Genomic DNA, 23,080 nt, shown 5'->3' with positions numbered 1-23,080 from the left:
AAACAATCGTCACAATAACGATATGGGATAATTAATAAAAATCCGATTTTCATCAAACTCATTGCTGCTGAAATCCCTGCGAACACTCGCATTACGCCATCTAACGCTGAGATTTTTCAGCGCACCAGACTGTACGACGTAGGCCAATTCCGATTCTCGGCCCCATTCTTTACCATCTGTTATCGAACCTGTGTGGACATTATCACCGCTGATATATCGGTTCATTAATGTCAGGCCCGGGATACCGAGTACCGCGAAGTTAAAGTCGTGGCGTAGCTGCCATGAGCGCTCCTGAGCGTTATCAAAACTGGCGTTATAGCTATCGTTGGCCAAGGTTCCGCCACTGGTACCGTTGACCCGCATCCACGCGCTTTCGCCGGTGAGTTTTTGCAGGCCGACATAGAAGGTGTTGCCGCCGTATTTGGCCGAGAGCAGCGCGAACGCGGTTTTGTTGTCCAAGTCGCCAGCCAAGGCCCTGCCGTCTTCCTTGCCGATGAAGTAACCGAGGTTGGCGCCCAGGGTCCAGTCGCCGATGGGCTGGCTGTGGGTCAGGTTGAAGTATTTTTGCTGGTAGATGTCGGACAGTTCCGAGTACCAGACACCGACCTGGGTGCGTTTTTCGTTGAAGGCGTATTCGCCGCCGCCGAAGTTGAAACGGTCGGACGTGAACGCGCCGCGGCCGTTCATCGACATGTCTTCCATGCTCGCGTCGTTGCGCGGGCTGTTGGCGCGGAACTGGCCACCGTACAGCGTCAGGCCGCTGATTTCGGTGGAGGTCACCTGGCCGCCACGGAAGGTTTGTGGCAGGGAACGGCCGTCGTCGGAGCGCAGAATCGGCAGCACCGGCATCCACTCACCGACCTTCAGTTCGGTATTCGACACCTTGCCCTTGAGGGCGACGCCCAGCCGACCGAAGTCATCAGCCGGGCGGCCGTCATCGTGTACCGGCAGCAGTTGTGTGCCTGCCGTACCACGACCGCCATCGAGCTTGACCGAGTACAGGCCCAGCACGTCCACGCCGAACCCGACCACGCCCGGAGTGAAACCGGACTTGGCGTCGAGGATGAAGTTCTGGGTCCATTCCTCGGCTTTACCTTGGGCGGCGTTCGGGTTGATGAAGTTGCGATTGATGTAAGCGTTGCGCAAATTGAGGGTGGCCTTAGCGCCATCAACAAAGCCGCTGTTCTGATCGGCTTGAACAGCCGCTGACGAACCCGCGCAGACCGCAAGAGTCAGACTGATCAGAGATTGATGTGCAGGCACGCTGCGGGAAATAACAGGGTAGCGCATGATGTTTTCTCACAATGAATTATTATTGTTTTGGGGTGATTTCCAGCTCGTTATTAAACCTACGCACAGGCAGTTTCTAGAGCTAACTACCGAGCGACTGCAGGGATCACTTATGTGTCTTGTTACAGCCCTTTATTGAGAAATTTATAATTGCTTACTATCGACTTATGCAAAACCCGAGCGTGCGCAGACGCGAGCCTGACTCAATGCCGGTAATGGCACGCTCGTGGGGAATTGCGTAAGAACAACGACTGGAAGTTAAAACGTACTCGAACGCTCGGCGATCAACCCGCACTTCCCGGCGTTTTACAACGTGTGTATTCCAATTGATAAAGCGTGGTTTCTGGCCCCGTCGATTGCTCCTCCAGCAGGCGTTGCAGCTCCGCTACAAAAGACTCGCCGGCGACACGAACGTAATCGGGCGCACACCCTTCGATCATGACGATCCAGGCCGGTATCTGGGTCCCTTCGGCGCGGGCTTTTTTCTCTGCGGTTTCAACCTTGCTCACGGCCTCATCAGCCACGCACAAATGCACGCCCGTAATACCCTGTTTATCAGCAAGGGGAGGAAGCACGCGTTGGCGCAATACATCCGACACTGATTTATGCTGCCCTTCGACGACATCGAAACGGACCGTCAGCAAATACGCGCCCTGCCCCACACCGCTGGTATAAGTAACCTCGCATATGGATCGCGCGACGTTGCGATAGGACTGCACCGACTGCTTTGTCCAAGCCGTCGGACTGTTGAGACGCGATAAATAATCCTGCCCTCCCAACACCTGCACCGTGTCAGCCTCATAGAGGTTGAAATAGGTTGGTCCTGCATCCAAAGCGATGTATCGGCGCCCCCGCAAAAACCCCGGAATTCCAGCCCGCTCCGGCATGTGTTCACGGTTATGCCACTCATAGAACTCGTCCCGTGCTTCGGGCAAAAGATCATGCCAGATCGCGACTACACCCGTTCCTGCAAAGCTCATAGCGTTTTCCTCCAGCGATAGTCAGTCAACATTGGGATGGCGACCGGCGACCCATGCAGCGCCCATTTCAGCAACGTAAGGAACCACGGTCTGAAATTGCTCACCCAGCCCTTGGCCACCGACACGCATGGTGTCACCCGCCTTGAGAAATACCGGCGGCTTCTGCCCGAGCCCCACACCGGGTGGCGTACCGGTAATGATGACGTCACCCGGCATAAGCGGCATGAAGCGACTGAGGTACGCGACAATGTGTGCAACGCTGAAAATCATCGTACGGGTATTGCCGGTCTGGAGACGTTTGCCGTTCACGTCGAGCCAGACGTCAATGGCCTGCGGGTCGGCAATTTCGTCGCGGGTGACCAGCCAAGGTCCCAGTGGTGCGAAGGAAAAACCGCTTTTTCCCTTGGTCCACTGCCCTTCGTACTCAAGCTGATAAGCCCGCTCGGAAACATCATTGGCCAGGCAATAGCCGGCGATGTGATTCAAAGCCTGTGACTCATCAATCTGCCAGGCAGGTGTACCGATGACGATGGCCAACTCGACTTCCCAATCAAGCTTCTGAGCCCCCGTGGGTAAAATCACCGGGTCATTGGGGCCGCTGATGGACGCGGTGTGTTTGTTGAAGACCACCGGTTGGCTCGGGATAGGTGTATTTGTTTCAGCCGCGTGATCGGAGTAGTTCAGGCCGATGCAAATCAGGTTCGGTACGCTGCCTACGCAGGGACCAAGGCGTGTGCCAGGCGCCACCACCGGAAGCTTTTCAACATCAACAGCACGTAGTTTTTCGAGCACTGACGGGCTCAGGGCTGACGCATCGATGTCATCGACAATGCCCGAAAGGTCTCGTACGACTCCTTGCGAATCCAAGATTCCCGGCTGTTCCTGCCCCGGCAAACCAAAACGAACTAAGCGCATTTGTTACTCCTCCAGCGTTGAGAAATGGACAGACAATGAGCCTGCTTCGCCGAACTGAACATGCAGTGGCTGATTGACGGGCACATCGAGAACACCTGCATAGGACCCGGTGATAATCACCTGCCCTGCTTGCAGCCCTATCCCTTGTGTAGACAGAAAATTGGCCAGCCATAGGATCGGCAACAACGGATCCACGTCCGGATGGCGACCCTTGATATTCACAAGCTCTGACGTTGCATCGCTCAGGGTGATATCCAGTTCAGAGGGCAGGCTGGCAGCGTTCGACAGCGTGATTGGCGCCCCAAGTACCAGGCCGTGATTGAATAGACCGTCCGCGAGCAATTGCTCGAACGGCAGAGTGTGTGGCTCGGTGTAACGGCAATCGATGACTTCCAGTGCCACGTGCACGCCGCTGATCGCGTCCGCGATCTGTTCAGCGGTGTAAGGCTCCGCACGTGCTGGCAAATCATGGGCCAGGACGCACGCCAGTTCGGGCTCGATGCGCGCCTTATCAGCGTCGGCGGCCAGTCGGTAACGTTCGCCTTTTACAATGCTGTCGCTGTAGATCGGGGCAACGATCCACTTGCCAGCCGGCGGTAACGCGCACTTCCACCCCCCCACGGTTTTTCCAGCCAATGGCCCTACGTGCTGCTGAATGGCAAAACCTTGTGCGAGGCTGCTTGGCAGGTTCGGGCCTGGCAAGGCTGCCAGCCGAACACCCTCCAGCCGTGCACGGACCAGGGCAGCAGCGGCGATTTCCAGCCCTGCCCCTGCCTCGGTCCATTCAGATGCGGGCTGACTCATACGTTCTCCGAATGCACGCTGTTCTGGCGCGGCCAAACCGTACCCAGCTTATTGGCTGCATCTTCGAGCAACGCATGCAATTGGTCGTAACGTTCGGGCTGCATGCGCAAGACCGGGCCGGCGATACTCATCGTGCCGACCACAGTGCCAGATGGAACCAGCTTGACCGGTACGGCAATCGCCCAGACACCCGCCTCGGCTTCTTCAATGACCAGGCCATATCCGCGCTTGCGGGTCAGCGACAGCTCGGCCAATAAACCTTCGATGCTGTTGATCGCTTTCGGCCCCTGCCCAATCCCTGCATCAGCTTTCCCCAGCCCGCTACGCAGCGCGTGCTCAACGGCCAGTTCATCCGGCATTGAGGCCAGCCAGGCTTTTCCATTGGCGGTGGCATAGAGATTGATGGGTTGATCCATGGCCGGCGAATACATGAGCCCCGGCGCGGCACCTTGGGCTGAAGACAGCCAGGACAAGGTGCCCTCGTTGACCACCGTCAGTCGCACCAACTCGTGACACTGAGCAGCCACTTGCTCAAGGATCGGCTGGACCAATTCCGGCAAGCCAATCCCATGTAAATAGCGCTGCCCCAAGAGTGCCAGCTTGAGAGTCAGGCGGTATTGCGAGGTGGCTTCATCCTGCTCTGCCCACCCTTGCTCGACTAACTGAGCAAGCACTCGATGAGCGGGCCCCTTTTCCAAGCCCAACTCTGCTGCGATATCGGACATCCGCATCCAGCGAGCTTCGCGTGCCAGCAGCTCAATGGCCTCCAGGCAGCGGTCGACAGCACCTTTGACGACTCTCATATTTTTCTCGACTTATCTTTGACAATGAGGTGAATGTGAGCAACATTGTTCGTAATGGAACGACGTTCCAATAGTATGCAGGCACCTCTTGATAAGTCAAACCCGCTTGTACCTGGTTGGCCTTATCGAGACAGAGCGGGCACCGCAGACGGGGTCCGGGACGCGGGGAACGCCTGACAGATATTGAAAACCGCCCCCTTCTGGTTCGGCTCTTTTATCAATAGACGCACGCCTGTGTATGTTCAATCTTCCCGGAAAAACCCCCAATGCATCCCACCACGCCTTACCTACAGAAGTCCGCGGGCAGCAAGATTGCGCATCATCGCTCGCAAGCCGAACGTCCAGGGCGCAGCCGCATGACTGTAGGTGACGGTGTTACGCAGCGTGCCCAGCAGCGGGCTACCTATGCTGACCTCATCCCCTTGCTTATGCGTAAAGCCGCTCCCGGGCTCTTCACGATCTTGGGTAGGCGCAAACAATGTGCCGAGAAAAAGCATGAAGCCATCAGGGTATTGGTGATCGCCGCCGACCGTCTGGGCCACCAGATCCAACGGATCACGGCTGATCAATGCCATGGAACTGCTGCCTTCAAGGATGAAGCCGTCGTCGCCCTGAACCTGCAAATCCACGACGCAGTTGCGCACGTCATCGAGGGAAAACGTTTCATCGAACAAACGAATAAAGGGGCCGATCGCACAGGACGCATTGTTGTCCTTGGCCTTGCTCAACAGCAGTGCGCTGCGGCCTTCGAAATCACGCAAGTTGACGTCATTGCCCAAGGTGACGCCATGCACTTGGCCTCGACTGTTCACCGCCAGCACAATTTCCGGCTCTGGGTTGTTCCATTCAGACTTGTGATGGATGCCGATTTCGCTGCCGCTGCCCACTGCGGCCAGCACCGGTGCCTTGGTGAAAATCTCCGCGTCCGGGCCAATACCGACCTCCAGGTATTGCGACCACATGCCCTGCTTGATCAGCACAGCCTTAAGGCGCATCGCGTCTGGCGAGCCCGGTTTGATTGCCCGCAAGTTATCGCCAATGGCTTCTTGCACCAGACGGCGAACACTTTCGGCGTTGCCAGCATCGCCTCGGGCCTGCTCCTCGATGACCCGCTCGATCATGCTGGAGGCGAACGTAACCCCGGCCGCCTTGATGACCTGCAAATCCGCCGGGGGCAGCAGAGATGCCTTGCCGGGATCGGCATGGCTGCCGGTGTTCCCAAGCAACTCCTCGACGGTGCCGATGTACCTGCCAGGCGCCTGACGAACAGCCAGCAACGGCGAGGTGTGTTCCAGCAGCTCGCTTATTGTCGAAAAAGTTTCAGAAAGATCAAACACGCCTTCATCGCGCAACACCACTGGCGAGGGTCCTGCAATCGCACCCGGGATCCAGGCGCGGCCGATCAGCGTTCCGGCCAAGCCATCCAGCGGCAGGGTGTTTTCGCGCGTCAGTTTCAAATTCGCCATAGAGCTTCCAGAGCAGTCAGCCATCAGAGCCGTAAAAGTAATGGACCGCTCCGGTAAATCCCAATGAAAGAAACTCACCAATCAATGCTGTTTCGTTATCGACAGACAAGGCCTTATCCGATGGAAAACGATCAAATTACGTTTGCCAGTGTCACCCGATGGCTGAAGATCAAACACCTGGTACTGGTCAATAGCCTGGCCAAGACCCGCAATATGCACACCACCGCAGAACACATGAATGTTACGCAACCGGCCATCAGTAAATTGCTTCGCGATCTGGAAGTACTTCTGGGCTTTCCACTGTTTGAGCGTCAAACGCGCAACCTGGTCCTTACTGAACTAGGCGAGTTCGTGGCCCGCTATGCGCGTATTACCCTGGAAGACACGGAATCGTTCGTCGACCAAGTCAACAAGCTGCGAAAAGGCGGGCATGGTCATTTAAAAATCGGCACCATTTTCGCCGCGACCTCAGTGGTGCTGCCTGAAGCTATCGCCAGCATAAAACGTGAGCGCCCTCTCCTTTCCATCGAGGTGATCGAACAAACCAGCAATCACTTGCTGGAAATGCTCGAACAAAAAAAACTCGATTTAATCATCGCGCGCTTCACGGATGAGGATTGCCAGCCTTTCGAATTTACGTCGCTGGGACCTGAACCCTTCTGCCTTGTCGTGAACAGCACACACCCTCTGTGCCAACTGGGGGAGGTTCCCACCGAATCACTCAGCGAATGGCCATGGGTCATGTATCCCTTTAACACGCCGATCCGACAACGCATGGAGCGCGCGTTCAGGACGTTCCGGATCGCCCCGCCGACCAACACCGTGGAGACCATTTCGATGCAGACCTTCCTGCAGTTGCTGCAGTCTGGGCCAATGCTTGCCATGCTCCCGGAGTCAATGGTCCAGTCGCAACTGCAAAATGGGCAGCTTCAAATCCTCAATACGCCCTTCACAGTTGAATCTCAGGATTACGGGGTGATTACCCGCAAGGATGAGCCCCTGTCAGAGCCCACGCGGAGGTTTGTTGCGACCTTATTAGAGTTCGCCAGGCTGCGGCAAACGACTACAGAGAAGAGGCCCTGCAGCGACCCCGGTAAAAGTCGATGAGGCAAAGTTATCGAGCAATCGAAAGCTCTCATTAGGCAGCCATTTCTATGAATCCTATAGTGCCGGCACAAAAGTGCGGCGCTATGAGTGACCGCGCACCACCCAGCAGCCCGTGAGGATGCGATGGAACTGATCATGAAAACCGGCGCAGCAGCTGTGCTGCGTTTGAACCCGCTGGACGATGTGCTGATCGCACGCCGACCGCTGGTCGCGGGCGAAATCCTTGAGCAGGAGGGCGTGACAGTCCTTCAAGCGATTGTGCCGGGCCATAAAGTGGCCTCCCGGCGTATCGAAGCCGGTCAACCGGTGAGGCGCTATGGGCAAATCATTGGTTTTGCCGTTGTCGACATAGAAGCCGGCGAGCATATCCATGTGCATAACCTGGCCATGGGGGACTTCGCTCGGGATTATGCGTTCAGCGTCGATGCCAAGCCCCAGGTCAAGCCGAGTGAAGCCCCATCGTTCATGGGTATCGTACGCCCGGATGGACGCGTCGCCACGCGCAACTACATCGGCATTCTTACCTCAGTGAATTGCTCTGCCACAGTCGCGCGGGCCATCGCAGACCATTTTCGTCGGGACATCAATCCCGCTGCACTGCAAGCGTATCCAAACGTCGACGGTGTTGTTGCGCTCACCCATTCTGCCGGCTGCGCCGTTGATCCTGCGGGCGACGGTTTGAACCTGTTGCGTCGGACATTGGCGGGATATGCGACCCACGCCAACTTTGCCGCCGTGCTGGTCATCGGGTTGGGCTGCGAGACGAACCAAATCGACTCATTACTCACGACGCAAGGACTCACCCGTAGTAATACCTTGCGCACGTTCAACATTCAGGACAGTGGCGGTACGTCCAAGGCCATCGCCAGTGGCATTGACCACGTGAAGGAACTGCTCGGCGAAGCCAATCGAATTCAACGTGAATCGGTCAGCGCTCGACATCTGATCGTTGGGCTTCAGTGTGGTGGCTCGGATGGCTACTCAGGTATTACTGCCAACCCCGCGTTGGGCAATGCAGTGGATCGCCTGGTCGCCTGCGGCGGTACTGCGATTCTTTCTGAAACCCCTGAAATATACGGTGCCGAACACTTGCTGACACGTCGGGCTGTCAGCCGTGAAGTCGGCGAAAAACTTATCGCTCGAATTCATTGGTGGGAACGCTACTGCGAGCGTATGGGGGCCGAGTTGAACAATAACCCCTCTGCCGGCAACAAGGCCGGTGGCTTGACCACCATTCTGGAAAAGTCGCTGGGCGCAGTGGCAAAGGCGGGCTCCAGCAACCTGATGGATGTCTACGAATATGCCCAGTCCGTTACTGCCAGCGGCCTGGTTTTCATGGACACCCCTGGCTATGACCCCGTCTCCGCAACCGGCCAGGTCGCCGGTGGCGCCAACCTGATTGCGTTTACCACCGGGCGCGGGTCGGCCTATGGCTGTGCCCCTGCCCCATCAATAAAGCTGGCGACTAACAGCGCCTTGTGGGCGCGTCAGCGAGAAGACATGGACATCAACTGCGGCGAAATAGCCGAAGACACGTTGACCATCGAAGCGTGCGGTGCGGCGATCTTTGAAACCATGCTGCGCATAGCCTCGGGCGAGCGCAGCATGAGCGAACAACACGGATACGGACAAAATGAGTTCGTGCCTTGGCAGATCGGCGCCGTCACCTGATTTTCAGTGCTGGGAACGCCTTGCCCAGCTATCTCTTGCACATTCATCCTGGAGACAACGATGTCCCTCATCACCGGCCAGAATTTTATCGGCGGTCAGCGCAGCGCCGCCGGCAGTATCATCGTCAAGAGTGTGGATGCCAGCACCGGGGAAACCTTGCCCTATGCCTTCCACCAGGCGACGCCGCAAGAAATCGAGGATGCTGCTTGCGCAGCCAACAACGCCTTTTCCAGCTACCGCAGCCTGAGCGCGAACAAACGGGCTGAATTCCTCGATGCCATCGCTGAAGAACTGGAGGCTTTGGACGATGAGTTTATTGCCCTGGTTTGCCGTGAAACAGCATTGCCTGCAGCTCGTATCCAAGGCGAACGCGCACGTACCAGTGGCCAAATGCGCCTGTTTGCAAACGTACTGCGGCGCGGTGACTTCTATGGCGCTCGCATCGACCAAGCGTTACCACTACGCAAGCCGTTGCCACGCCCTGACCTCCGCCAGTACCGCACCGCAATCGGTCCGGTTGCTGTGTTTGGTGCAAGTAATTTCCCGTTGGCTTTCTCCACGGCCGGCGGCGATACCGCCTCCGCGCTCGCGGCAGGTTGTCCGGTGATCTTCAAAGCCCACAGCGGCCACATGGCGACGGCAGAACAGGTTGCCAACGCGATCATCCGCGCGGCCGAGCGCAGCGGCATGCCCGCCGGTGTCTTCAATATGATTTATGGCAGTGGCGTAGGCGAAGCCTTGGTCAAACACCCGCTCATCAAGGGCGTTGGTTTTACCGGTTCACTCAAAGGTGGTCGAGCATTGTGCGACATGGCCGCCGCTCGCCCCGAGCCCATTCCAGTCTTCGCCGAGATGTCGAGCATCAACCCGGTGGTGATCCTGCCCCAGGCCCTCTCGCGTCGGGCCGACAGTATCGCTCACGATCTTGCCGCCTCGGTGGTTCAAGGTTGTGGGCAGTTCTGCACCAATCCCGGACTGGTGGTTGGCATTCGCTCGGATGCATTCAGTGCCTTCCAGAATAGAGTGGCGGCGCTGATAGGCGACCAACCGGCACAGACAATGCTCAACGCAGGCACCCTGCGTAGCTATGCGGCTGGCTTGCAGAACCTGCACGCGCACCCCGGCATCGTGCACCTGGCTGGCAGCAACCAACAGGGACACCAAGCCCAGCCGCAGTTGTTCAAGGCCGACGTAGAGTTGCTGCTTAACGGCGACAAGGTTCTTCAAGAGGAAATCTTCGGCCCCACCTCTATCTTCATCGAGGTCACTGACCAGGCACAGCTCAACGCTGCCATCCATGCCCTTCACGGGCAATTGACCGCAACCTTGATCGGAGAGCCAGAAGACCTGACGCAATTCGCAGAGTTGACTGCTTTGTTGGAGGTGAAGGTCGGCCGCATCCTCATCAATGGCTACCCAACGGGTGTCGAGGTCTGCGATTCCATGGTGCACGGCGGTCCTTATCCGGCGACGTCCGACAGTCGCGGCACCTCGGTCGGCACGTTGGCTATCGATCGCTTCCTGAGACCTGTCTGCTTTCAAAATTACCCTGACGCATTGCTGCCCGATGCTCTCAAGAACGCCAATCCGTTGAACATTTTCAGACTGGTAGACGGGCATCTTTCTCGAGACAGCTTGTAAGCCTACAGGCGTGCTATCAGGCCTGTAGACAACCTCAAAGGCACCCGACAGGCGGAAGATTTTTGTCCTCCTGTCAGGTTGCTGTGCACGACTGATAACCGCTGCTTTCGCACGTTGGCGACGCCAGCATTGAGAGATTCGTCGCCTAAATCATGGCTGAATTTATCACTGACTGATCCAGCCAACGGCTCCTTGACAACCGCTTCCAAAAAGTAACAACATTACTAATGGAACACGGTTACAACAATAAAAATCCAAAAGACGGAGACACGTCATGAGTCAAAGCACACTGGTTGAGCCTCATTCCAAACGACAGTCAAGGAAAGCTGCTGCCAGCGGCTGGATCGGTTCGGCTCTGGAGTATTACGACTTTTTCATCTACGCCACTGCAGCGGCCTTGCTTTTCCCACAGCTGTTTTTCCCAACAGACAATCCCACCGTAGGCATCATCGTCTCGCTGGCAAGCTTCGGCGTTGGGTACATCGCTCGTCCAATCGGAGCCGTGGTATTAGGGCACCTGGGCGACCGACATGGACGCAAGACCGTACTGGTCTACTGCATGTTCTTGATGGGCTTTTCGACCGTGAGCATCGGACTGCTTCCTACCTACCAGCAGATCGGTGTCTGGGCTCCTGCCCTGTTGATTTTTTTGCGCCTGATTCAAGGATTTGCGGTCGCTGGAGAGGTGTCATGTGCCAGCTCCATGACCTTGGAACACGCCCCCGATGGACGTCGCGGTTATTTCGCAAGCTTTACGCTTCAAGGCGTACAAGCCGGACAACTACTCGCGGCGGGGGTTTTCCTGCCTCTGGCCCAGTTCATGCCCGCTGATCAATTTGCTGCCTGGGGCTGGCGAATTCCATTTCTGCTCAGCGCCCTGGTGCTGGTCGCCGGGTGGATCATTCGGCGTGAAGTTCATGAAGCGCCAGTATTCACCGAGGCGCAGAACAAAGACGAGAAACGCAAATTACCTGTGGTAGAAGTGTTCACGCAGAGCTGGCGAGATGTGTTACGAGTGATCTGCATGGCGCTGTCTGCGGTCCTTGCAATCGTTGCCTCCGTATTCGGTGCAACCTATGCAGTCCAACCGGCCTACGGGATTGGCTTTCCTTCCGGTGTGTTCATGTGGATACCGGTATTAGGCAATCTGTGTGCCGTGATACTTATCCCCTTCGTAGGCAAGCTCTCTGACAGGATTGGTCGCCGGCCTCCGGTAATTGTGGGTGTTCTTAGCGGTGGACTTCTGTCATTTGCGTATCTCTATGCGATCAGCATTCACAACCTATGGCTTTCGTTAATACTCTCGCTCCTCATGTGGGGCGTGGCTTACCAGGGTTTCAATGGCGTCTTCCCAAGCCTGTTCCCAGAGTTGTTCCGTACCCGTGTACGTGTGACCGGCATGGCCATTGGTCAGAATATCGGCGTAGCCTGCACAGCATTTCTGCCAGCCCTTTTCGTATCGATTGCGCCTCCAGGGACTGAGAATATCCCGCTGAAAATCGGAGCGTTGACTTTTGGTATCTGCGTAATCTCTGCGATAGCGGCGTTTACTACCCGCGAAACATACCGGATTCGCCTGAAGGACCTCGGCGACCCGAATGCGGTTCCGATGTCCAAAGAGGAATACGAACGGGTGCAGGAACAGTCCAATTCCAAATCGCAACCCAATGCAGTTCCATCCGTGCCAGCGACACGCTCCTGACAGCCTGTCCTAATGCGCACGTTGTCAGTAGTGGGTTCCGACATCCCGCTACTGACAATTGGCGCGCCACTGCCAACATCAGTAGGTTGACATGCATCCACGTATTACCGGCAGCACTCGTATATATGGATTAATTGGCGCCCCCCTCAAGAGCGCCAAGTCCCCAATGCTGTTGAACACGTTATTTGCCGAAGCGCAGTCCGACGCCGTCTGCATTCCACTGGAGGTAGGTCCCGGCGACCTGGCTGACTTTGTCAGAGGCATACGGGCCGTGGGCAACCTTGCCGGGCTTCTGGTCACCATGCCGCACAAGCAGAGCATGCTTGACGTTGTGGACGTTCTTCACCCTACCGCGCGCCAGATCGGCGCAATCAATGTCATTCGTTGCGATAGCGACGGGCGCTGGGTGGGTGCCGTGTTCGACGGGCTTGGCTGCGTGCTGGGCATGCAGCGCCAAGGCGTTAGCCTGCTGGGGAAATCCGTTCTACTTATTGGTGCGGGTGGCTCGGGAAGGGCAATCGCGTTTGCGGTTGCCGCTGCTGGCGCCCGATCGCTGATCATTTCAGACCTCGATGCGCACCGCGCCCTGGACCTGGCGCAATGTGTCGCCAAAGAGAGTCCGTGCGCTGTGCATGTAGGCCCAGCAGATCCTACAGGCCATGACATCGTGATCAATGCCACCCCGCTCGGCATGAACCCTGATGACCCGATGCCGATAGACGCAAAGCAGCTGGCCTCAACTACGGTGGTGGTCGACATCATCACCCGGTCCGAGCCGACCGCCTTGCTGCTCGAAGCGCAATCGCGTGGCTGCCAAACCCTTGATGGCCACCCGATGCATGTGGGCCAAGCCCTGCTGGCATTAAGCTTTCTAGGTTTCGAAGATATAGAGCGTCGCTACTCGAGCGGATTGTAAGGATCCCGTATAACCCACTCTGATCATCACCCTGCCCGCCGCTTAATACCCTCTATCGAACCCGTCAACGAGGTGCACATGCCCCGCATGTGCACATTTTTGCGTGCCCGTCGAAATTGCACCTCGGCTCAGTGCAACACACCACTTCACAGCAAAACGAAACTGACTTCCGTTCGTAATCGGCTCGTGCTAGCCTGCGGTGCAACCTCGCAATAGCGGCTCGCACGTTGTTATTTTTGTACTTGACCTGCAATCCCGAGGGCACCGGCAAGCTAGTCAAGCTCTCTTGTTTATAAGGAATGAATGTTGAAAGTCGTTCTTCTGGAAGTCAGCCACTGGCACACCCCACTCTACCTTGACGCCCTCGAGCGTTTGCCTGATGTGACCGTCACGGCGGTATCCGACGCTACGGGATCGCGTGGTCCAGCCCTTGCCCAACGCTTCGGAGCGCAGCCGTACGATCACTGGAAAAACCTGCTGGATAACGAAGAGGCTGATTTTGCGTTCGCCTTTGGTCCACACGATGAGCTGTATGCCATGGGCATAGCATTGATCGAACGCAACATTCCGTTCGCGATGGAGAAGCCTTGCGGGCTCACCCAGGATGAAGTGCTGGACCTGTACCGACGTGCCGAAGCCGCAGGTCTGTTCGTGGCGGTACCGTTGGTTTGGAGGCACAGTGAATTACTGAACCGCCTCAAACAAGCGGCGCTACAGAGCGGTGCAAAATGGAGAACCCAGTCGTTTCGATTCAACGCCGGGCCACCCAAACGCTACCTGATGAACAGCTGCTCCTGGATGCTGGACCCGAAACGCTCGGGGGGCGGTTGCACGATCAACCTGGCCGCTCATTTCATCGATCTGGTTCAGGAGATTTCCGCAGAGCGCATACGCAGCGTGTCCGCAGTCATGTATCGCGACCCGCAGCTGACGGCGGTGGAGATCGGCTCAATGATGACCCTGGTGACCGAGAGCGGCTGCATCTGCACCATCGAGACGGGGTACAACTACCCCGGAAATACTCCCGAGCAACGGGAGTACTCCTTTTCATTGTCAACCGATCAGTTCTACGCGCGCTCGACCCCGGATGGCATGCGCCTGACCGACGCTGCTGGCCAGGCAAGTGACCTTCACATGAGCCTGAACTCCGACGTGTATTACGACAACTTCGTAACCGACGTCCTGTCACCTGGCCGAGACACGGCGTATACAGGTGCCGGACTTGCAACGATGCACAGCGTCATGAGTATCATCGAGGCTGCCTATGAGTCAGATCGCCTTGGTGGCGCTCCCATCACGCTCTAGCCCCACACCCGACGCGAGGTTGCTGGCCATGGCCAGCAACAATGAGGATTGAAAAATTGTCACATATTGGCCGCTACTTCAACACCCTGGAACTGCTGCTTTCCCATCCGGGCGGTCTCGCCCTGTCCGAAATCAGCGAGCAGACCCAAGTCGCCATGGCCACGGCTCACCGCATATTGAGCGCGCTGCGAGAACGAGGCTACGTCTACCAGGACGAACAGGATCACTACCGCCTGACGCTGAAGATCCCCAGCATGGGCGCGAACTACATCACTGAAACGGGCTTCGCCAGGATCATGCAACCCTTGCTGGACGATCTGGCCAGCGAAACCGGCGAGCACGTTCGATTGGCGGAGGTTGCTGAGGATCATCTGACCTGGGTACTACAGGCCACGAAAAATACCAGAGGTCTTCAGTACCGCCGCGCCCTGGATGAAAAAATCATTCCTCACACAACCGCGGCGGGCAAAGTGTGGCTTTCCACCATGCGCGAAGAGCGCGCCATGCGAATTCTTACCGCCTGGGACATCGAGAACACCCGAGACTATGCAGGGCCCAATGCGCGCGTTTCGATTCGCGACATCTTTGATGACATCGCCTTGATCCGCAAAGAGGGGCACGCGGTCGTTCGCGAAGAAGGTGAAGTGGGCGTGTGTGTCGTGGCGGTAGCTATATTCGACATCTCACGGCCAGACAGCTCAGTCCCGGTGGCCACCCTGAGCATCGCCGGCCCCATCGCACGCATGCGAGAGGAAACCCTGGGCGCTCATATAGAAAGCTTGAAACGCTCAGCCGTGAAAGTGGGCGAGCACTGGGCACTCTGGACCTCAGTCAGCGGGAAGGATTCACTGCCGACGCGGTAGCACCGAGCTTACCGCCGCGACCATGAACAGCTCCAGCAGGCCTTAGCCCGCATAACGCTTATGATCGCGCGCGGGCCTATTGCTGGTGACAACGCTGTCGCTTGGACCTGGGGCTAGTGCAAGCCTCAGGGCCACTAGAGCAGTCGGGTCGCAGGCCGTAACGACAAGCGACCGAAAGGTGATTACGGAATGGTCCAACCCTTGGCACGAAGATCCTGCACACCCCTGTTCAGCTCATACAAAGCGTTTTCTTCACGGATGATTTCGAGTACGCAGTTTTCAATACCGCAGGTCGCCTGAACGGCGTCGCCCAGTCCGACGAAGTCCACGACACCGGTGCCGACCGGATCATGCCCCCACACATCCATACCGGTGTCGGACACATGCACAAAGTCGATCGCGGCATGGTAAGCCAGCAGACTCGCTACCGGGTCTTCACCTATGTAAGCGGCATTGGCGATGTCATAGACGACCTTGACCACATCGTCATTGAGGGTGCCTACAACCTCTGCCAGTTCCGGCATGGTGGGGGTAAAGCAATACGGGGTATTTTCCAGCAGTAAGCGTACGCCAGCCTGCTTCGCCATCGGAATCAGGACTGCCAGGCTCTCGTACATCCAATCGTAGGTCTTTTCAAGCGGCGGCGAAATCATGGGACGCCTGGTACCGGGAGATATCACCACTTCCTGAGTACCCCAAGCTGCGGCCAGGTCAATCACCGACTTGATGTGTTCAATGCTCTTCTGGCGCATGTTTGCGGCAGGACTGGCCAGATTAATGTCATAGCCGCCGGCGTTGAGGGACCTGATCTTTGCGTCGTACTCATGAAGACGCACGCTTACGGTAGAACGTTCTGCCGTCGAGATTTCTACCGGCCAGCAATGTGGTGAGCTGACCGGCACCTCAAACACGCGATGCCCGTGCTCGGCCAACTGCGCAATTGCATCAATTGCCTTGGATGACCATAGATAGGAGAACGTGCTGATGATCATATCGAAACATCCTTTCAGTTGAGTATTCGCTGGAGTGAAAACGGCCATTCGTATTATGGATTTTGTACCTGGACCACTATCGCTAGCGGGAAAACGCGACGATGGATGGATCTGAACCGCCATAAACACTGCGCTGGCAAGGGTATCTGACGACGAAAAAAACGATAACGGAATCAAATTCCATTGTCAATTTGATTGCAAAGTGAAATCTATTTTCGTATTTTACAAACCTCTTTTGCCCCAATGTCTAACTATAAGAAGGAGTGTCCAATGAGAGCTTTGGTCAGTGGCGGTAGTAGCGGTATCGGTGCGTCTGCATGCTTGAGGATCGCGGAGGCGGCCCTTGCCCGGGGCTTGCAGCCGAAAATTGCGGTATGCGGACACACACTCACGACTACGCAGGAAGACGTCGTTCAATCCATCAAGGCCATGGGCGGTATCGCCATCGCATTGTCCGGAGACCTCGGCAACCCTGAGGTGCCGAGCCAACTGGTGGCGGCTGCAGTAGCGGAATTCGGCGGGCTCGACGCGTTGGTGGCGAATGCCGGCATCGCCAGCCCTGGCGCGATCTGTGATTTGTCCATTGAGGACTGGGACGATATGTTCTCGGTCAATCTTCGCGGCGCCTGGCTGCTTGCCAAAGCCAGCTACCCATACTTACGCGAGAGCAGAGGCTCGGCGTGCTTTACCTCGTCGATGTCTGGCCAGCTTCCGCATGCAGGCTCAGGCGCGTACAGCCCCACCAAGGCAGCATTGACAATGCTGGCCCAGACGCTCGCGCTGGAGTGGGCTCCTGACGGAATCCGTGTCAACGTGGTGTCCCCAGGCATGACCCATACGCCGATGTCGGAAAAAATGTATGCCGACCCCCAGATCAAGAAAGCACGGGAAGCAATCATTCCGCTGGCGAGAATCGGCGAGCCCGTAGATATCGCGAACGTGATCGAATTTCTCGTCAGCCCCTTATCGGCCTATGTCACGGGACAGGATATATGTGTCGACGGTGGCTTCTCCAAATCGATACTGAGTCATATTCCGGGGCGACCAAGCTCCAAATCATGAGCACAGTTGCTTTAGAGTGAGTTCAGCACTCAACTCGGAGGTGTGAGTTGAGTGCAAGCGAGGCCGTACGGGCTTAGGCTTAAGTGTTACGTGCGGCTTCGACCGGCCCCAGCACCCTTCGCGTGCTTACACCTTTACTGAGCCAGCTCAACGATTTAACGGATACCCCTACCATCGGGGTTACTCACTCATATCGTTTCAGTACCCGAACTATCTTGGCTCTTAGGCCATGCCGACATCGCGACATCAATGAGGCCGCCAAGTGTCTGGTTAGTCGCCCCGACTGAAGGCAGATTTACCACAGCCTGCAGTATTCCGAAGTAATACCAAGCCAGTAGATCCAGATCGACATGCTGCCCTATCTCACCCTCCAACCGGCCATGAGTCAAAATATCCAGAAAAATCTGTCGCTGCTGGCAAGCCGCAAAATTCGCGGTTTTCTTTCCTGCGGCAGTGAGGTCTTCTTGCTCAGCGTTACTGCGAGATATCAGGCAACCAGGCGGACGCTCTGCGCCAAATGCCTTCGGAAGAAACTCTCGTAGCAGTGCTTCTACGCTTGCCTTGGAGGTCTGTGCCCGGGTCGATCTCATTCGCGTTAATACACGGTCGGTATATAGCTGAAGAGACTCGTTGAAGAGCCCATCCTTATCATGGAACCGCTGGTACAGACTTGATCGAGACAACCCCGTTGCCTCAGTCAGATCGCTGACCGATGCGTTTGCGTACCCATGCCGCCAGAAAACAGCCGTCGCCGCCTTCAGGACTGCACTTTCGTCATATTGCGGTTTACCGCTCATAAATCCTCCGTTGACAACATGGAACGATCAGACCAGGATACTTGGACTGATCGTTCCACAATATAGGAAGATTTCATCATGCTCAATCAATCGACCAATCGGACGCAACCACTGAGCATCGCCGTTGCGGGCGCGACGGGCCGCGTAGGCAAGCGATTGATCAGTCAATTAGTGCAAGACCCCGTCACGATACTGGCGCTCACACGGCAAAAATCATCCACGACCTTTCCACAAGGGGTGGTCTCTGCCGAGTTGGATTTTGATCAGCCGTCCACGCTCAGAAAAGCGCTTGTCGGTGTCGAGAAACTGTTCATTGCTCACGGCACTTCACCCCAACAAGTCGCCAACGAGATCGCCCTCATTGACGCTGCCGTAGAAATGGGCGTGCAGCACATCGTAAAGCTTTCGGTGATGGGGCCATCGACCCCTCTCAATCCATTTGCTTGGCATTCATTGATAGAAGCACATCTGGGTCAACAACCTATCGCGTCTACCGTATTGAGACCTACAACCTTCATGGACGTGCTCAAGCGTGCTGGCAACGCTGTTGCAACGGGCACTTGGGCAGGCGCCGCAGGCAATGGACGTGTGAACCTGATAGACACTCGAGATGTAGCAGACTCGGCGCGCGTAGCATTGCTGGAGGAAGTAGCAGAAGGCTCACAACGTGCGTATCACCTGACAGGGCCTCGAAATTGGACAATGCCGCAAGTTGCCGAGCAATTGTCCGTTCTGTTAGGCCACACAGTCGCCTATACCCATCGGTCTCCCGTCGCACAGCATTCAGCGTTAGTTGCCGATGGACTCTCCCCGTTTGTAGCCGAGATTCTCGTGGGGCTTGATCGCATCTTCCATGATTCCATACTGACAGAACGAACCTTTACGGTTGAAGACCTCACCGGCACCCCACCGCGTTCGCTGTCCGCCTGGCTCCGTGAAAACCTTGAGGCCTTCAAGAAATAGGCATTACCGACCATTAGAACCCTAGCATCGCCCAAAATTGGAGTGCTGATGTAGCAGACGCACACCTTTTAAATCTCAAGCTATAGGTTGCTGTTCATGAGAGCCTTCAAACATCCGGAAGCCAGGGAAAACTCGCTGATCTTCCAAAGTGGAAGATGCGAGTAACCTCATCTTTTCAACGCCGCTTCGCCTTCGCCAGCTCAGCGATCAGAAAATCCCTGAACGCCGAAACCGCCGCCGGTAGATTGCGCCCAGCCATGCTTTGCAGTTCGATGCGCCGCGCCTGCATGCCTTCATCAAGGATCGGCAAGCATTGCAACTGCTTGTCCGCCACCTGTTGGTGCAAGGTCATTTCGCTGGCCAGGCTGATGCCTCCCTCTTCACGGACGAAACTGTAGAGCGCGGCAACGTAATTAGTGGTCAATACCGGGTCGAACAACAACCCCTGTACGCCGCAACAGATGTCGAAGAGTTGCCGTATCGTAGTGTCAGCCTTGGGTAACGCAATGGGCCAGGGTTGCAACTCGGCGAGGTAGACAGACTCGCGCCCGGCCAAGGGATGGGCATTGGAGACCACGGCAAAAATCGCCCCGCTCAGGACATGTTCAACCTTGATTTCCTTTTGCGGCGTCAAGCTGAACGTCATCGCCAGGTCGGCTTCACCGGAGCGAACCTTCTCGGTCGCTTCAGCGGGCGCACAGACCTCCAGCGTGAAATGAATGCCCTGGTACTCACGCCTGAACGCGCTGATGCTCCTGGGCATGTATTCCAAGGCAAATCCTTCCGAACAAGCCACATGCACATGACCGCGCTGCAAGCCGTGCAACTCGGTAATTTCCAGCACCACCTGCTCGGCCTCAAGCTGCGACTTGCGCGCATAAGCCGCCAGTCGCGCCCCCGCCTCGCTGAGCACCATGCCGCGGGCACGACGCTCAAACAGGCTGGCACCCAGGGCCAACTCAAGCTTGGAAATTTGTCGACTCACCGCTGATGCCGCCACATTCAGCCGCACGGAGGCCTCGCTGATCGATCCGCATCGCGCAACTTCAAGAAAATAGCGCAGTGCCGTGGACTGCACGCCATACAGCTGCATCGGAGCCCCCAAAGATTGCCTTTTCGGCAAAGGAAGTATCGAAATATTGTGCTTGTGGCATTGATAGCCCTTCCCTACATTCGTGTCCAGACCAAAAAAAACAGCGCCCGTCCTTTTCCTCCTCCTTCTACGCATTTGCGATTCGCTGCCCTTTGATTCAACCACTCTCGCCAACGGAGACGACGGCATGGGCATCAAAGGTTTCGCCTGCAGTATTGCGCTGATGGGTCTTATCAGCAGCTTTCCGGCGCATGCCGGCAAAGCCAACGACACCCTGGTTTACGCTTCCGACAGCGAGCCTGAAAACATCAGCCCCTATCACAACGATTTACGCGAAGGCGTGATTCTCGGCCGGCTGATCTGGGACAACCTGATCTACCGCGACCCCAAAAGCGGCGAATACAAACCCATGCTGGCCACCAGCTGGAAACAGGTCGACGACACCACCCTCGATTTTGAGCTGCGCAAGGGCGTCAAATTTCACAACGGCGACGCCTTCACCGCCGACGACGTGGTGTTCACCCTCAACTACGTGGTGTCGCCCGAAGCGAAAGTCGTTACCGTGCAAAACGTAGACTGGATCAAGAGCGCCGAAAAAACCGGTGACTACAGCGTCCGCCTGTATTTGAAGAAGCCTTTTCCGCCGGCACTGGAATACCTGTCCAACGCCGTTCCGATGTTTCCCAAGCAGTACTTCGAGAAGGTCGGCCTGGCCGAATTCAGTCGCAAGCCAATTGGCACCGGGCCGTATAAAGCCTTGTCGGTGGTGGCCGGCGAAGGCGTGATCATGGAGATCAACAAGGACTACTTCCCGGACAGCCCACAAGGCAAGCCCCATATCAGCCACCTCAAGTTCCGCGTGATCCCGGATGCAGAAACCCGTCTGGCCGAGTTGATGACCGACGGTGTCGACTGGACCTGGCGTGTGACCTCGGATCAGGCGGTCGACCTCAAAGGTATGCCAAACCTGACCGTGACCAGTGGCGAAACCATGCGCATCGGTTTCCTGATTCTTGATGCACGCGGCACCTCCACTGAAAACTCACCGATGAAGAACCTCAAGGTGCGCCAGGCCATCAACCATGCGATCAACCGCAATGCGCTGGCCACGCAATTGGTGGGTGGCGAAGCCAAGCCCTTGCAGGTTGCCTGTTATCCAGGCCAGTTCGGTTGCGACACCACCGCGGCCACGGTCTACAACTATGACCCCGCCAAGGCCAAGGCGCTGCTCGCCGAAGCCGGTTACCCAAATGGCTTCGAGACAGAAATCTTCGCTTATCGCGACCGTGATTACGTCGAAGCCATCATCGGCAACCTGCGCGCGGTGGGCATCAACGCCAAGCTGCGCTACTTGAAGTACGCCGCCCTGCGCGATCAGCAACGTGGCGGCAAGGTGCCCATGTCGTTTCAGGCCTGGGGCTCGTTCTCGATCCTCGACACCTCGGCGTCGGCCGGTACCTGGTTCAAGGGCAATCCGGACGACAACATCAAGGACCCACAAGTCCAGGGCTGGTTGCAGACCGCCGACAATGCCCTCGACCCCCAAGTGCGCAAGGACAACTACCGCAAGGCCTTGCAACGCATCAGCGAGCAGGCCTACTGGGCGCCGCTGTTCAACTACTCGATGAACTACGCCTACACCTCGGAACTCGCGTTCACACCGTACCCGGATGAGCTGCCGCGTTTCGTCGAGTCCACGTGGAAGTAATACGTCACCGGGCGCACGGACTCTCGTGCGCCACGGACACGTCCTGACACTTGTCATCCATTGGATATGAGGAAACTTGCCATGCTTGGATTCCTTCTGCGCCGCCTGGGCATCGCCATTTGCGTTGCCATTACCGTGTCGGTGATCAGCTTTTCTCTTTTGCACCTGTCCGGCGACCTCGCCACCGCCATTGGCGGACCGGAAGCCACCAGCGAACAGATCGAACAGATTCGCGTGCAGTACGGCTTGAACAAACCGCTGCCGACCCAGTACTTCAACTGGCTGGGCGATTTGCTGCGGCTGGACCTGGGCAACTCGTTTTTCTTTCAGGAATCGGTCTACAACCTCGTCGCCAGCCGCTTGCCGATTACCCTGGGGCTGGGTGCCATGGCGCTGGGAATCGCCTTGCTGGTGGCCATTCCACTGGGCGTTTTGGCCGCAGTCAAACGCGACACCTGGGTTGACCGGTTGGCCTTGAGCATCGCGGTGCTGGGTCAGGCGATGCCAAGCTTCTGGTTTGCGCTGATGTTGATCGTGGTGTTCGCGGTGACGCTCAAGTGGCTGCCGGTGTCCGGCAACTCGACCCTGCTGCACTTCGTCATGCCGGCCATTGCCCTGGGCTACTACGCGACGCCGGCAATCATGCGCCTGACCCGCGCCGGCATGCTTGATGTGCTCAGTTCCGACTACATCCGCACCGCCCGCGCCAAGGGCCTGCGCCCTGCCCGCGTGTTGTTCAAGCATGCACTGCGCAACGCCCTGATTCCGGTCGTCGCGCTGGCGGCGGTGGAGTTCGGCTTCATGCTCGGCGGCTCGGTGGTGATCGAAACCGTGTTCTCCCTGCAGGGCATCGGGCAACTCGCCTGGGACGCCATCGCCCGTGACGACTTTCCGGTGGTACAGGCCGTGGTCCTGCTGATTGCAGTGATCTACATCATCCTCACGTTGCTGGCCGATGTGCTCAACGCACTGCTCGACCCGCGTATTCGCGTGCGCTAGGAG

At 57.0% G+C, this 23,080-nt stretch carries 20 protein-coding genes; 11 read left to right on the top strand and 9 right to left on the bottom strand.

Annotated features, from left to right (window positions below; translation table 11 throughout):
* Positions 1-9 precede the first annotated feature (9 nt).
* The 6 genes from AD670_RS25810 to AD670_RS25785 all read right to left on the bottom strand — a co-directional run bounded on the left by AD670_RS25810 (position 10) and on the right by AD670_RS25785 (position 6,258).
* Entirely contained in the window at positions 10-1,290 is a 1,281-nt protein-coding gene (locus AD670_RS25810; RefSeq protein WP_053139041.1) for an OprD family porin, read from the bottom strand.
* A gap of 284 nt (positions 1,291-1,574) precedes the next feature.
* A complete protein-coding gene (locus tag AD670_RS25805; RefSeq protein WP_053139038.1) occupies positions 1,575-2,270 on the bottom strand; it encodes a DUF4286 family protein in 696 nt (231 codons plus the stop codon).
* Between the two features lie 21 nt (positions 2,271-2,291).
* Complete coding sequence (locus tag AD670_RS25800) at positions 2,292-3,185, bottom strand: fumarylacetoacetate hydrolase family protein (RefSeq protein ID WP_053139036.1); 894 nt, start codon at positions 3,183-3,185, stop codon at positions 2,292-2,294.
* A gap of 3 nt (positions 3,186-3,188) precedes the next feature.
* The gene (locus AD670_RS25795; protein WP_053139034.1) at positions 3,189-3,989 is read right to left on the bottom strand and encodes a fumarylacetoacetate hydrolase family protein; all 801 of its coding nucleotides are present in this window, start codon (positions 3,987-3,989) and stop codon (positions 3,189-3,191) included.
* Complete coding sequence (locus tag AD670_RS25790; RefSeq protein ID WP_053139032.1) at positions 3,986-4,792, bottom strand: IclR family transcriptional regulator; 807 nt, start codon at positions 4,790-4,792, stop codon at positions 3,986-3,988. Before AD670_RS25790 ends, AD670_RS25795 begins: the two co-directional genes overlap by 4 nt.
* A 287-nt stretch (positions 4,793-5,079) precedes the next feature.
* Positions 5,080-6,258, bottom strand: a complete 1,179-nt coding sequence (locus AD670_RS25785) for a fumarylacetoacetate hydrolase family protein (protein WP_053139030.1) — start codon at positions 6,256-6,258, stop codon at positions 5,080-5,082.
* 120 nt (positions 6,259-6,378) lie between these two features.
* Here AD670_RS25785 and AD670_RS25780 point away from each other — a divergent pair, with 120 nt between their 5' ends.
* From AD670_RS25780 to AD670_RS25750, 7 genes are all read left to right on the top strand, one after another.
* Positions 6,379-7,365 (top strand): LysR family transcriptional regulator, encoded by a 987-nt coding sequence (locus AD670_RS25780; protein ID WP_053139028.1) that lies wholly within the window; start codon positions 6,379-6,381, stop codon positions 7,363-7,365.
* A gap of 123 nt (positions 7,366-7,488) precedes the next feature.
* Positions 7,489-9,036, top strand: coding sequence for a UxaA family hydrolase (locus AD670_RS25775; protein WP_053139027.1), 1,548 nt, complete (start codon positions 7,489-7,491; stop codon positions 9,034-9,036).
* A 60-nt stretch (positions 9,037-9,096) separates the two neighbouring features.
* Positions 9,097-10,677, top strand: a complete 1,581-nt coding sequence (locus tag AD670_RS25770; protein ID WP_053139024.1) for an aldehyde dehydrogenase (NADP(+)) — start codon at positions 9,097-9,099, stop codon at positions 10,675-10,677.
* A gap of 274 nt (positions 10,678-10,951) precedes the next feature.
* Positions 10,952-12,379, top strand: a complete 1,428-nt coding sequence (locus tag AD670_RS25765) for an MFS transporter (protein ID WP_053139022.1) — start codon at positions 10,952-10,954, stop codon at positions 12,377-12,379.
* A 91-nt stretch (positions 12,380-12,470) separates the two neighbouring features.
* Complete coding sequence (locus AD670_RS25760) at positions 12,471-13,295, top strand: shikimate dehydrogenase (RefSeq protein ID WP_053139020.1); 825 nt, start codon at positions 12,471-12,473, stop codon at positions 13,293-13,295.
* A gap of 306 nt (positions 13,296-13,601) precedes the next feature.
* Positions 13,602-14,600, top strand: a complete 999-nt coding sequence (locus AD670_RS25755) for a Gfo/Idh/MocA family protein (RefSeq protein WP_053139143.1) — start codon at positions 13,602-13,604, stop codon at positions 14,598-14,600.
* A gap of 41 nt (positions 14,601-14,641) precedes the next feature.
* On the top strand, positions 14,642-15,463 hold the full coding sequence (locus AD670_RS25750) for an IclR family transcriptional regulator (protein ID WP_053139018.1): 822 nt from the start codon (positions 14,642-14,644) through the stop codon (positions 15,461-15,463).
* A gap of 182 nt (positions 15,464-15,645) precedes the next feature.
* Here AD670_RS25750 and AD670_RS25745 read toward each other — a convergent pair whose 3' ends face one another.
* Entirely contained in the window at positions 15,646-16,455 is an 810-nt protein-coding gene (locus tag AD670_RS25745; protein ID WP_053139016.1) for a sugar phosphate isomerase/epimerase, read from the bottom strand.
* Between the two features lie 270 nt (positions 16,456-16,725).
* Between AD670_RS25745 and AD670_RS25740 the strand changes: the two genes are divergently transcribed.
* Positions 16,726-17,517 (top strand): SDR family NAD(P)-dependent oxidoreductase, encoded by a 792-nt coding sequence (locus AD670_RS25740; protein WP_053139014.1) that lies wholly within the window; start codon positions 16,726-16,728, stop codon positions 17,515-17,517.
* Between the two features lie 188 nt (positions 17,518-17,705).
* Here AD670_RS25740 and AD670_RS25735 read toward each other — a convergent pair whose 3' ends face one another.
* On the bottom strand, positions 17,706-18,314 hold the full coding sequence (locus AD670_RS25735; protein WP_053139012.1) for a TetR/AcrR family transcriptional regulator: 609 nt from the start codon (positions 18,312-18,314) through the stop codon (positions 17,706-17,708).
* Between the two features lie 78 nt (positions 18,315-18,392).
* Between AD670_RS25735 and AD670_RS25730 the strand changes: the two genes are divergently transcribed.
* Positions 18,393-19,277: an NmrA family NAD(P)-binding protein gene (locus AD670_RS25730; protein ID WP_053139010.1), complete on the top strand. Its 885-nt coding sequence runs from the start codon at positions 18,393-18,395 to the stop codon at positions 19,275-19,277.
* A 175-nt stretch (positions 19,278-19,452) separates the two neighbouring features.
* Here the strand turns inward: AD670_RS25730 and AD670_RS25725 are convergent, their stop codons facing one another.
* The gene (locus AD670_RS25725; RefSeq protein WP_053139008.1) at positions 19,453-20,370 is read right to left on the bottom strand and encodes a LysR substrate-binding domain-containing protein; all 918 of its coding nucleotides are present in this window, start codon (positions 20,368-20,370) and stop codon (positions 19,453-19,455) included.
* Between the two features lie 187 nt (positions 20,371-20,557).
* On the opposite strand from AD670_RS25725, the gene AD670_RS25720 reads away from it, so the two are divergent.
* Both AD670_RS25720 and AD670_RS25715 read left to right on the top strand, forming a co-directional pair.
* Complete coding sequence (locus AD670_RS25720) at positions 20,558-22,078, top strand: ABC transporter substrate-binding protein (protein WP_053139006.1); 1,521 nt, start codon at positions 20,558-20,560, stop codon at positions 22,076-22,078.
* Between the two features lie 81 nt (positions 22,079-22,159).
* Entirely contained in the window at positions 22,160-23,077 is a 918-nt protein-coding gene (locus AD670_RS25715; protein WP_024077467.1) for an ABC transporter permease, read from the top strand.
* Positions 23,078-23,080 lie beyond the last annotated feature (3 nt).

Origin of the sequence: Pseudomonas sp. MIACH (assembly GCF_001269925.1) — a bacterium.
Classification (GTDB): domain Bacteria; phylum Pseudomonadota; class Gammaproteobacteria; order Pseudomonadales; family Pseudomonadaceae; genus Aquipseudomonas.
This window is presented reverse-complemented; position numbering and strand designations above follow the sequence as displayed.